Source organism: Okeania hirsuta, assembly GCF_003838195.1.
In the GTDB taxonomy this organism is placed as follows: domain Bacteria; phylum Cyanobacteriota; class Cyanobacteriia; order Cyanobacteriales; family Microcoleaceae; genus Okeania; species Okeania hirsuta.
In genome coordinates, this window is sequence record NZ_RCBY01000081.1 from 1 (window position 1) to 12,846 (window position 12,846).

General features: G+C 36.5%; 10 protein-coding genes. 6 read left to right on the plus strand and 4 right to left on the minus strand.

Going from position 1 to position 12,846, the window contains the following annotated elements; genetic code table 11:
• Positions 1-34: 34 nt before the first annotated feature.
• Entirely contained in the window at positions 35-1,480 is a 1,446-nt protein-coding gene (locus D5R40_RS15180) for a folate/biopterin family MFS transporter (RefSeq protein WP_124147722.1), read from the minus strand.
• 1,049 nt (positions 1,481-2,529) lie between these two features.
• On the opposite strand from D5R40_RS15180, the gene D5R40_RS41075 reads away from it, so the two are divergent.
• From D5R40_RS41075 to D5R40_RS15210, 6 genes are all read left to right on the plus strand, one after another.
• The gene (locus D5R40_RS41075; protein WP_275670471.1) at positions 2,530-2,664 is read left to right on the plus strand and encodes a hypothetical protein; all 135 of its coding nucleotides are present in this window, start codon (positions 2,530-2,532) and stop codon (positions 2,662-2,664) included.
• Positions 2,661-3,137 carry a WG repeat-containing protein gene (locus D5R40_RS15185; RefSeq protein ID WP_124147723.1) on the plus strand — a complete coding sequence of 159 codons (477 nt, stop codon included), beginning with the start codon at positions 2,661-2,663 and terminating at the stop codon, positions 3,135-3,137. The genes D5R40_RS41075 and D5R40_RS15185 overlap by 4 nt, the downstream gene beginning before the upstream one ends.
• 159 nt (positions 3,138-3,296) lie before the next feature.
• On the plus strand, positions 3,297-3,587 hold the full coding sequence (locus D5R40_RS15190; protein WP_275670472.1) for a hypothetical protein: 291 nt from the start codon (positions 3,297-3,299) through the stop codon (positions 3,585-3,587).
• Between the two features lie 178 nt (positions 3,588-3,765).
• The gene (locus D5R40_RS35310) at positions 3,766-4,032 is read left to right on the plus strand and encodes a hypothetical protein (protein WP_124154847.1); all 267 of its coding nucleotides are present in this window, start codon (positions 3,766-3,768) and stop codon (positions 4,030-4,032) included.
• A 536-nt stretch (positions 4,033-4,568) separates the two neighbouring features.
• Positions 4,569-6,224: a sensor histidine kinase gene (locus D5R40_RS37765; protein ID WP_205127655.1), complete on the plus strand. Its 1,656-nt coding sequence runs from the start codon at positions 4,569-4,571 to the stop codon at positions 6,222-6,224.
• 372 nt (positions 6,225-6,596) lie between these two features.
• Entirely contained in the window at positions 6,597-7,253 is a 657-nt protein-coding gene (locus D5R40_RS15210; RefSeq protein WP_124147726.1) for a hypothetical protein, read from the plus strand.
• 352 nt (positions 7,254-7,605) lie between these two features.
• Here the strand turns inward: D5R40_RS15210 and D5R40_RS15215 are convergent, their stop codons facing one another.
• The 3 genes from D5R40_RS15215 to D5R40_RS15225 form a co-directional block, all read right to left on the minus strand.
• Complete coding sequence (locus tag D5R40_RS15215) at positions 7,606-8,286, minus strand: sigma-70 family RNA polymerase sigma factor (RefSeq protein WP_124147727.1); 681 nt, start codon at positions 8,284-8,286, stop codon at positions 7,606-7,608.
• 644 nt (positions 8,287-8,930) lie between these two features.
• Positions 8,931-9,374: a T3SS (YopN, CesT) and YbjN peptide-binding chaperone 1 gene (locus tag D5R40_RS15220; RefSeq protein ID WP_124147728.1), complete on the minus strand. Its 444-nt coding sequence runs from the start codon at positions 9,372-9,374 to the stop codon at positions 8,931-8,933.
• Positions 9,375-10,263: 889 nt separating this feature from the next.
• Positions 10,264-12,438: a WD40 repeat domain-containing protein gene (locus D5R40_RS15225; RefSeq protein ID WP_124147729.1), complete on the minus strand. Its 2,175-nt coding sequence runs from the start codon at positions 12,436-12,438 to the stop codon at positions 10,264-10,266.
• Between the last annotated feature and the right edge of the window lie 408 nt (positions 12,439-12,846).

A 12,846-nucleotide genomic window follows, 5' to 3' on the forward strand; every position in this document is an offset into this window, starting at 1 on the left:
ACATGATATTACACCTACGACCTACCACCTATTTTTAGTTTTGAGAGTTTTTACTACTAGGAGTTGGTACCATTTCTGGTAAATATTCTGGTAAAAAATTATCTCTACCAACTTCAGAGCTAATAGAATTCAGCTCTAATACTGATAGAGAATTAATATTTTCATTTTCCTCCATTTGAGCATTAGCTGCTGGTAACCAATTTAGTAAAAATAATGGCAATAAGGTAGATAGGTTAGTGATAACTATTAACAACCACAAATTATCAAAATTTGTCTCTGTAACTTCTAACCAATGCATTAACAATGCACCTCCTTCATGGGAGATAAGTCCAGCTAAATTATAGATAGACATTAATAAAGCAAATAGAGTTGCTTCTACTCCTGGTGGGCAAAGTCTAGCAGCTAAAACTAATACAGGCATGAAAGCAATTTCTCCCATTACTGTTAGCACTAAACTATCTCCTAAACTAAACCAATGGTCATCGATACCTAGACTGCGGTTAGCATGAGTAACTAGCAATAAAGTAGTCATTCCTAAAACAGCAGAAATAACTATAGACCATCCGAAAATTTTCCGAAAAGGAACAGATTTAAAAAAGCGTTGAAATAGCCAAACACCTATTAAAGCTGCAATACTTGTTACTAACCGTACCCTACCTAAAAATTCTGGTTGAAATCCTAATTCATTTGTGGAAAAGAAAAAGAAAGCTGACTCAGAATTAGGGGTTGCTTGCCAAATAAATAGGAAAGCAGTTGGTAATAAAATTGATTTTTTAGTAACAGCTATTTTCACCAGTTTAATTTGCTGTTTTACATTGTCAAAATTAATCCCAATAGTAACTTTTTCTTCATTAATTAACCAGGCTACAACAGAAACAATCAAAGGAAAAATAGCTGTCATTAAAAATACAGTTTGATTACTAAAATGCTCTAGTAAATAACCACTCAAATAAGCAGTTATTAGTCCTCCTAATGCTGAAGCTGCCCAACATAAAGATTGTAGAGAACCCGTACTACTAACAGATTCTTTTTGCACTTTTTGTACAACTAAAGAATCAACAATTACATCACTAATAGCCACCGATAAAGAACTCAGAGCGATCGCTCCCGTCGCTGCTAGTGGAGTATGTACCCATTTTGCCAATGCTATCCAAGAAAATGCCCCCAGTACCCCAGAAAAAATCATGTAAGGTCGTCGTCTATAACCTAATATTGGCACTCCATCTGAAATAAACCCAAAAACAGGTTTAATCATCCACGGTATGATGACAACGCCCAACATTGCCGATACTTCAGCGGGACTCATGGCCAATTCATCCTTGAGAAAGAAACTGACAGCAAGACGTCCCAACCCTAAAATTCCTTGGACGAAGTAAACAAGCAATATAGCTATGAGTTCCGGTGTCGGTTCATTGCCAAAAAATACTCTCTGTTTGAGGGATTTTTTGAGCTTGATTATCCCTTGAGAAGATATGAACATAAGTTAACACTTATTAACATTTTTTAACCAATATCATCTTATCTTAACTAGCCATCAGCTATCAGCTAGCCTCCTAGGTCGGAACTACGTTAACAGCTATCAGCCAATTTGTGCATATATTAGACACCTGTTTGCGCAGTATTTCCTCAGGAAAGGCTTTTAAATACTACTTTTTCGTAGATTTTTCGCCAATCACAGGACAATTTATCAGGACTTACGTAAAGGCACTATTTATAGAGTATAAAGACTATTGGACAATAGTTGTGAGCGCTACATATAGCGTATCTGCGTAAATCCTATTTATATCAAAAGTATGAAATTAAAGTTATAGCGATCGCCACAAAGAAAACTAATCTAAAATCTAAAAACCCAGGCGCTATAGTTAAAAAAACATCAATCTATGATTCACACTATCTATATCTATAGCGATCGCCACAACAAAAACCAATAGAACTTACGCAGATACACTATATATAGTACTCATAACTATTGGACAATAGTTACTGGACTCTATACACAGTGTCTTTGCGTAAGTCCTGACTTTTTTACTTTTTTCGTCGATCAAATTCCGAGTAAATAATTAAGTATAAATACTTGCTATACATGATTACTCAATCGCGGCAGCTATGATTTTGTTCTAAAATTCTGTCTCCTGTCTCTTGACTCCTTCTTAGGTTGCTACATTTTGTCGTGCGGAATGTAGGCTTAAATATCACTTTTTCGTAGAGTCATATCATGTCCGGTAGCATCGTTTGTGTATAAAATTAAGGTGACACTCTTGAGAAAACCTTCTGCCTCCTGCCTCTCTTGGTGCGCATTCCCTTGCGTCTAACGCCGACGCGGGGTCGCACCGCTCCTGCCTTCTGCCTTCCTTCCACCAAAGTCTAATTATTCAACCGGACATGATATCATGGCCTACAATAAGACAATTCATATCAAAAGTATGAAATTTATTTTGATTATCTCTATGTATTGCTGATTTTTGGGAATTTTTGCAATATTTACGATTTGAAATTGAGTCTCTTTAAAAGCATCAACTGTAGTTTGAATTGAACTTTGAAGAAGGAGACAGGAGACAGGAGACAGGAGACAGGAGACAGGAGGAAAATTACTTGGGGTTAGAATCCCCATGTAATTTTGAACACCCTGTAGACGGTGGGGTATTAAACCCACAAAGAAAATGATAATAAAATATTATAAATTATCGAAAATTTTGCATAAATTATCATCAATGACTAAGTTTTTAATTCCTTTTCAGAGTGATGGGAAATGGGGGTATAAAGATCGAGCTGGAAAGGTTGTAATTCCGCCAAAATTAGAAACAGCAAGTGAGTTTTCTTTAGGAGTAGCAAAAGTCAAGATTAATAATCAAACTCAATATATTGACTCTAATGGAAAATTTTTGGATGTTAATCAACCACAAGAACCAAAAAATTATCATGATGAAGTAACCGATCGTACTGAAGAATTAATACGGTTTAAAGTCAACGATCTGCATGGTTATAAAAATAGAGAAGGAAAAGAGATAATACCTCCTACTTATGTATCAGCTTGGCAATTTTCTGAAGGTTTAGCACTTGTAAAACGAGATAAAAAGTGGGGTTATATAAACTATAAGGGAAAAATTGTGGCGTTTCTGAAATGTAATGGTAAGTAGCTGAAGGTAAAATTGAAAAACTTATGTTTTGCGTTGATACTTAATCTAAAAATCATTACCACTCAGCAATGCCAAAATTGTTATTGATTTTATCTATGATTTTGCCGATAGTTTTAGTCAAGAAATAGCAAGGGGAATGCTAGAAAAAAATATGGTTATATCAATAATTGTGGAGAGGAAGTTATGCCAATTTGTTATGACGAATTAGGAAGGTTTAATGGAGAACTAGCATTTTTTAAGCAAGGAAAAAAGAGGGGATTTATTAATAAAAGGGGAGAAGTAGTTGAAACACCTACTAATCAAGATTTACCAAAGCAAAAACAAGTCAATCTAAAATGTCAATATGCCAAAGCAGAGCAAAGTACAATAACAAAAAAACAACTGGAAAATACAAACTATTCACGCAGCAGAAGAACACGCAAAAGAAGTAGCAGCAAAGTCAAGAATTAAAATATAGTGCTTCTCAGATTCATGAGTTACACTTGTTTTTCTTCTTTTCTATTTCCTATTCCCAGTTAAAATATTCCCAGTTAAGGTTTTCCCTAAAACCCATAACTTTGTACCTCACAAATATAATAATTGCTATATTCCCTAGATACACTGACCTTTTTACAGCAAAATTAAAATTATGATTTTTTTTGATTCAGGAGATGGTATTTATACTCCCAGATTTATTTCTGCTTCCTGCCTGATAAATCACATTCCCCATATCAATTTGCCATATAGAAACCCCGATTATATGTTCATAAATATGCGCGTTTTTTTAGCTAGAAGTCAGGAGTCAGGAGACAGGAGACAACCCACCCCTCGCCCCTCCCCCTCCCAAGAGGGGAAGGTAAGAGGAAAGAGGGAAGATGTGGGGAGAAACAATACAAAAAACAGTGTTGCACAGTGACGAATGATTTGATATTTTTGATAGAATTGGATTGTGGATTAATCAATTGCTAGAATGATTAATATGAGGTTTTTCTTAGTCAAAATCTAAAGCAATTTTTGGCAACATCATTCCATAATGTGCAACCCCCAAAAAACACTCCTTCTTCAGATTTTTCCTCAAAATTGATGCGCGAAAAGACTTGACTACCATAATTATATAGATATCAAATGGGTTCTATACAAAAAATAGTATAAAAATCGGTGAATTACCAAATATTTAGACTCTACCAATCATGATAATAAATCAATAATAAACACTTGATTTATCCTGGCAATTAGCAATAAATATTCGCCTCTCAATACTGACTACTAAGTAGGTGAAAATAAATAAATGCAATATTAGAGAGGGCTGATTTTTAGAACTCATCACGCTTAATTCAAAGCTTTCGGTTAAACCTGCCCCTACAATTTTTTTAACGTTTAATTAGACCTACCTACTTACTGACTACTTATCCTTTATACTATGTTTTGAACTGCGAAATGTAGGTGATAAATATGTTTCAAAAAAGTCGTCGTCGTTTAGCAATTTGGTACACTACAGTCACAGCTATTTTATTACTTATATTTGTCACAGGATTTTATATCTATTTCCGAAATACCTTGATCGAACGTATCGACGATACTTTACTTCATGTCGTAGAAGTAGTAGAGCGATCGCTAGTCATCGAATCTTTTCCCACTAAAAATAGTAAAAAATTTCGTGTTAACCTCGAAGCTAGCTTTCGAGATAATGCCAAAACAGTAGAAGATGACCATATCGACCTTGAATGGTTTAGCTCCACAGGAGAACTAATTTGGTCAACCTTTTCCGCTCCCCTAAATATTCCCATACATTCCAACCGCACTGGAGAAACAATACGAATAACCCCTCACTTGGAAAAAGTTGAAACATTACAACAACCCATAGATAATAATTTACTACTACGACAGATAACAGACAGAGTAGAAGTCGATCGCCAAGTCTTGGGATATTTGCGAGTCAGTCATCCTTGGTTTGAAGTAACAAAACCAATTCGCCAGTTAATGCTAGACCTAAGTATCATTACCTGTTTAGTCATAATTTCAGTAGGAGCAATTGGTTGGTTACTTTCTGGGTTAGCAATACAACCAGTACGGGAATCTTATCAACATCTGAAAAAATTTACTGCTGATGCTTCCCACGAACTCCGCAACCCCATCGCAATGATTCAAACTAATGTACAAGTTGCTTTAGCAGACCGAGATTTGGCATCATCCGAACATCAGCAACAACTACAAGTTATCGAACGTTTGACTCGTCGGTTAGGAAAACTGGTAGATGATTTACTATTTTTGGCACGTCAAGATAGTGGGATAGTGCAGTCCCAGTTTTCATCAGTACCTTTAGATGCTTTATTGATAGAAGTAGTAGAAGAACAACAAGCGATCGCTACTGCCCAAGAGATAAATCTAGAATTAAAAATCTCCCTACCCGACCTTATTGAAAAGGTAGTTGAAGAAGGAGTCAGGAGTAAACCCACCCCTAACCCCTCCCAAGAGGGGAACTCAGGAGTCAGGAGGGAAAGTTGCATGGAGTATCTCACCCCAAACAATTTTGAACACCGTGTAGACGGTGGGGTATTAAACCCGCAAAAAAAAGATAAAAATCAAGACACATCTCCAAGCATCAAAAATCTTACATCTGAGGAAGATATTACACTCATAGGAGATTGGGATCAACTAGCTAGGTTATTTACAAATCTGATTAGTAATGCAATTCAGTATACCCCATCTGGTGGTCAGATAGTAGTAGAGTTGCAGCGCTTTCCCAAAGTCAAAAAAGCAACTTTGAGGACTCACAAAGGGAAACTAGGCAATAGCTCTGAGAGTAGTGGAGTAATTTTCAGAGGTTATCAAAACCTTAAATATAAATATGACTCTCTTCAAGTAACAGTCAAAGATAATGGTATTGGTATTCCTATTGATACATTATCACGTTTATTCGATCGCTTTTATCGAGTAGACCCTGCTCATTCACATCATGGTACAGTTGGGTCAGGTTTAGGGTTAGCGATCGCTCTAGCTATTATAGAAAATCATTATGGCCAAATATCCATAGAGAGTCATCCTCAAGTTGGTACTATGGCCACAGTTACTTTGCCGATAAATCAGAGTCATATCAAATCCGGTTGAATACTTATTATATAGTTGTGGGAGATGGGGAGATGGGGAGTAGAAAGTGTGGATAGAATCATAAACATATACTGTATAACCGGATTATATATTAGAAGTTAGATTTGATCGGCTAAAAACTAAAAAAATTGACAATACAATAGTTTCAGGCAATTATTTGACATTTATAAATGCTCAAAGTTAGTCAGAGATTACTTCTGACTTCTGTACGGGTGAATGGCCATTTGCTAACGCAGAAGCTCTCCGCTTTATATGTTGCGGAGCAAAACGCCCCTACTAACTTCTGACTTGCGCGTAGCGCTATAAAACCTGCCCACAAGTCGTTTCCATCCACCGCTTAAAAGACGGTGGTTTCCCACTTACCGATTTTTTATGATGATTCAATATCTTTCTAAACTTGTTGAAAAAACTCCGATCATTAGTACCATTTGTAGCAGTTTAATGATGGGACTAATTACAGTTGCTCTAGCTGGAGGGCCTCCACCTGGTACTACTAAGCCACCTACTCAACCTTCAAGAAAAGAACCTGCTGAAGTTGAAGAGAATACAGAACCTCGTCGTCGTCAACCTCCTGCTAGTAAACCATCTGGTCGTCAAGGAAAACCAGTAGAGGCAGAACGAAAGAGAAGTGAGCCTCCTCGCCGTCAACCCCCTAATGTAGGAAACCCTGCTGGCCAGCAGCAAGAGATTAATGAAATACCACCACAATTTCCTGAACCAGCAGGTAGAGTTACCCCTGTGGAAGGTCTCGTTACTCTAAGATTGATTAATCAAACGGATGCCGTAATTAAATATCAGGTAATTGGTGGCCGACATAGGACTCTAGGAGAAAGGTCAGTAGCAGAAATATATGAATTGCCAGTCCCATTAACGTTAACCTACCAACGTCCTGATGGAGGGTTATTATTAGTAAGTCCTCGGGGTATTTCTCCTAGAGTATTAGAGGTGAGGTTTAATTCCACAGAAAATTTTGATTTAGATACTAAGTCACTAAATATTACTGGGGGAGGAGGAGTATTTTTGAACTAGGTTAATTTAAAGACAAATTTGAGGTCTGAAGTTTTTAAGTTACCATCTACATAACTTTCAATCCTAAGTTAAATTTAAAAAATTTCGGCAGAAGACCTACTTCATAGGGGACGTTTTGCTAATGCAAAGCTTTCCTAAGTAATTCTATGGAAACGCAAACAGCATGAATACCGAACAATGTTGTGCAATAGCTAAAGAAAGAGTTGCTTGGTAGATAAATTAACGATCGACCTTAGACAGAGAAATGTTTTTTGTGACTTTTGCCTGTTCCCTATTTGGTAAATATCTGTCTTTGAAATATCAGGACTTCTACCATAGCGCAGTCTTGACCTTAACTAAATCAGGATTCTGGTTATTTTGAAACTTTGAGAAACTGATTTATACTCGTACTAACTTGTTTCATATCATCATTAAAATAGATAGCTTTAATATCCTCTGGTAAATTATTATCTAGATGATGGTATCCCTGCTGCAACAAAGATTTTATCTCCTGAGATGAAATAGTTTCTCCCTCAGCTTGGAGATATGCTGCAATTCTTGTTTCACTCCAGTGAAAAGTCTGAGACATTAACAGAATCAAGCGCAGTAGTGCCTCTAACTGGTCTAATACTTGCTTAACATAGCACCATAAAGGTGGTGGAGCTACCTGTAAAGAATAACGAATTGATTCAACAGGAGGAATTTCTGCTTGGTTAAGACTAATAGCTGTAACATTTATTAACCAATTCTGGAGAGTAGTATTTTCGTTGGTTGGATCTGCCCCCTCTCGTAAATCTAGGCCACGCAGTTCATAAAATATATGTTGCCAAGTTTGGGCAAATAGATAATCTGCTTGAACAGGGGATCGCACGGAATGTTGAATTAAAGTTTGGACTATCATACCATAGCGACAAAAAATCGCTACGAAGTATTTTCCTTGGTCTGGATAGTTTTGATATAAGGTTAATAGTTCCTGGTCACTATGATGGAATAGTGACTTAACTATAGGGTGATTAGATTCAGGAAATGTGTAAGTAGGGTCTGTTTTTAGCATAAAGTATGAAAAATTTAGATTAATGAATATTCGGTCGAACCACTATTAATTCTAAAATAAGGCAATTAAAATTATTAAAAAGCTTTCAATACCTAATTCTATGCACTGCTTTTTTAGGCTGAAATGCTAATAGCTGAAGTGCTAATAGCTGATAGCTAGTGAAGCTGTTCAGAATTTAGGCATTGCTAAATAAATGTATGATATTACATAAGTCAGATGTTAGGAGATGAAAAGGAGTTTTTTCCTAACTATTAGAGTGGAGAGAGGTCTAATAAACATCTCCAATCATAAAAAATAAAATCAATTATCGCACATAAATTACTAATTCTTTCCGCCTACTCCCTCTTTTCTGGCTATGCTTTATAAACATCTTTCTTAAGAGTAAACTTGACAAAATATACAAGTTATGTATAAGTACTTGAGAGACTTTTTCCTCAAAAATAATGTATTGAAAAGTACATTTTTTTGAGAACTTAAGCAGCGATCGCTACTGCTAAATTGACTTTTTCTCTCTTCTCCCCTGCTCCCTCTCTTGGTGCGCTACCAGATGCGTCTGTCGCACCCCGCGGGGTTGCACCGCTGCTCCCCTGCTCTCCACAAAGTTTTCAGAAGTTCCTGATAATGGATAGCTTTTCTGGAGATGTCTAATATATTCTGTCCATGGCCCTATGCCCTCCCCACTGTTCAACAATTTTATCGTCGTATTCATCAGAAATTGCTAAAACTGCTTTTACAGATGCTTCTAATTCTGGTTTATCGCAAGTAGAACCAACTATTGTATGTTCAAATATAATACTATTATTTTCATCTATACCAAAAGCACCAAAGCGCATTTTACTATTTTCTTGCAGTAAAAATTTCATCAAATCTGCTTTTAAATCTACATTTGTCACCACATAGGAGCGAGTATTAATTATTGCCTCATTATCTCCCCAAGCAAAAACAGATATTTCAACTAAAGCAGAACCCATAAACAAAGTAACACCTGGTAAATCTTGTCTCACACAGGGAAATTTATCAAATAATTCTCTCATCCAGAGAGAAATTTTGTTGTAGCAAGCTTCTTGTACATTCGTCTCAAATTGCATTATTTTTCTCCAAAAGCTTTACTAGAAACTAGCCATTACAAAAAAATATAATAACTATAATATATCAATTTTTGCACTTTGAGATAAAATAGACTGTAAGTTTATGATTTTCTTAGGATACAATTATGAGTGAAATATTAACACCTAGTTTAGTAGCCCAAATTCTCACTGCATTAGGATCGGTGGGTTTTTTATTCCTGGCAATTCAAGCATTGCGACTACTAAAACAATAACTATTAAAACAACAATGATGTTGATACATTGATTTCTATCGGGTGGTTGCAGTAATATTCGATCAAAAGCCAGTTATTTTGAGATTATTTAAACATCTCCAAAAATCAAAAATAAAATCAATTATTATCCATAGATTCTTAATTATTTATCCGGTTTTCCCTCTTTTATAGAGATGTCTATTAAGCGATCGCTCTGTAATATCATGTCCAGTTAATCTCATCCTCGACAAACTTTCTCTTCTATCCTTCTTTGCCTGATTTTCCCCCTATTGCCTACTCCCTCTAATACCAATTTAAAAAAAGAATGTTACGAATAATTGGGGGTGATTAAAAGATTTATTTTATCAAAGATATCCCTTTGATGAAAAAGATAAGTTTTAACCTAAAAAATGGTATAGAAGCCATTCATTCTGTACGTCGCCAATCCGACTTCTCCCCTACCTGTACAGACAAACGGCCGTTTGCCCTACCACTGACTCCTAAGAAATAGCCTAGCTATTTGTAACAAAAATTTATCAAATTTGTATAATGCCATGACCATGTCCGGATGATTAACTATAATCAAAATGTTATATTGAAGCGCTCTTGAAGGAAGATCCCAAATTTATGCTCCGTTTCCAGTGTTCGATCTTGAGCTTACACCTACGACCTACGACCTAAGAACTTTCTAATGTTAAAAAATGTACCCTTCCAGAGGCTTCACCAACAATAATTTTTACTCCATCTTCTGCCACAGCGCAACATTCTAAGGAACTCTCTCCTGTAAAATGGGCGATCGCCAGTCGCTTTTCTAAGTCCCAAACTTTGAGAGTATGATCGTCAGATGCAGAAATTACTTGCTGACCATTTGGTGTGACTGCAACTGAACTTACCCAGTCAGTATGACCACTCAAACTAAATAGTTCCTCTGCGGTTTCTAAACACCAAACTTTAATAGTTTTGTCAAAAGACCCAGAAATTACTCGCTTACCATCTGGTGTTACTGCCAAAGCTTTCACCCACCCATTATGACCGACTAAAGTAGAAACTTCTTCTCCAGTTTCCAAGCTCCAAACTTTAATAGTCTTGTCAAAAGACCCAGAAATTACTCGCTTACCATCTGGCGTTACTGTCACTGAACTTACCCAGTCAGTATGTCCTATAAAAGTAGCAACCTCCTTTAAAGTTTCTAAATTCCAGACTTTTAGAGTTTGGTCAGATAAACAGGCGATCGCTCGTTTACCATCTGGTGTAACTGCCACAGCAAAAATACATCTAGTATTACCTTCTAAACTCAACAATTCCTGTGCTGTTTCCCAACTCCAAACTTTGAGAGTGTTATCATCAGAAGCTGAAATAATACGTTTGTCTGGTAATGCTGCTACGGAATTAACTCGATCAGTATGACCTTTAAGAGTACAAACTGATTTTGTTGTGTTTAAATTCCAAACCTTAATTGTATTATCCCAAGACGCTGATGCTGCTTGTCGAGCTGGTAGCGCTACTGCTGCATTTACCCTATTAGTATGTCCGATCGGAGGTGGTAATTCTACAGAAGTATCAAGACTCCACACTTTGAGAGTAAAATCATCAGAACCAGAAATTATGCGTCCATCTGGTAAAACTGCAACTGCATATACTGAATCAGCATGACCTTTGAGAGCAAATAACTCTTCTTCTGTCTGGAGACTCCAAACTTTGAGAGTATTGTCGGAAGCAGCAGAAATAATTCCCTTATTGTCTGGAGCTACTGCTACTGCATTTATCCCTTTGGTATGACCTTTGAATGTCAAAATAGTTTTTTGACTGTGCAGATTCCAAACTTTAATTGTGTTGTCAGAAGAACCGGAAATTACTTGTCCTTCTGGAAGTGTTGTTACACTTCTCACACCACCCGTATGACCTTTTAGTGTCAATACTTCTTCTTTTGTCTGGAGATTCCAAATTTTGAGAGTGCGATCAGATGAGCCTGAAATAATTTCTTGATCAGATAATACTGCTAACGAATTGACCCAACCTTTATGACCAGTGAGGGTAATTTCTTCTTTTTGTGTTTCAATATTCCAGACTTTAATCGTATGATCTGAAGAACCGGAAACTACTCTACCATCTGGTAATACTGCCACTGCTCTTACTCCTCTTGTATGACCAGTGAGTGCGATCAATTCTTTGGTTGTTTCTAGGTTCCAAATTTTGATGCTGAAGTCATCAGACCCAGAAACCACCCATTTATCATTTAATAATGCTATAGCTCTAATTCTCGCCTTGTGACCAGTTAAGGTTGCTATTTCTTTCCCTGTTTCCAGGTTCCAAACTTTGAGAGTATTGTCAGCAGAACCAGAAATTACCAATCCTTCTGGGGTAACAACTACTGCATTTACCCACCCAGTGTGACCGATGAAAGTGCGTAACAGTCTACCTCCAGGAGGTGTGAGACTTGGTGCCATTGGTTTTAACCAGGGCGATCGGTTCCAGGATTTTGCTTGTTGTAGCATTTTCTGAATTTCTGGTATTTCAAAAGATAGCAGTCGCCCCCACAATTGTCCTGGTAGTTGCGTTTTATCTTCCACAAGGATATGAGATGATAGTTCAATTGCCCCTTGAATTAATTTTAGAGTTTTAACTTTTTCACTTGAAGTCCATACATTAGAATGCATGGCTTCCTCATAATCATTTAATAGATATTCTACTCCGAATAAATATAGTCTTGATTCGATAAAATCAAAATCTGTGAGTAAGCGATGCAATTGCTCTGTATCAGATTCACTCACGAGAAAACCTGGTAAAGTTTCTAAAAGATAGTATTGATCTTCTAGGGGCATTTGAGCTAAATTTTCTCTAAACTCACCCATTTCAATTTCCTTGTTATACTGATGTAAACTAATAGATATCTGTGCAAAATTAATTTAACATCTTTAAGCAGGGAGTAGGGAAAAAAATATACTTGTATGCTTGAGCAGTAGATATAAAAATAATTTTGCCCACCTATTTAATATGACCATCAAATATACAATTAATTTAGCTTTAGTACTTATACATTTTATACATTTATAATATGGGGAATGAAGATTAAGGTAGAAGAGCAGTGCTTAGAGTAACGTACAGGAGTCAGGAAGGAAGAGAAGAAAAAGTCAAGATAATTTCAGTATTTCTTCGGTACTATAACGTATCTTCCTCATTGCGACCGATAGGGTTTGCGGAGTATTCCGGAACGGAAAGCAATCTCAAGTCCTAGTTTTTCGTACCTCATGGGTAATATC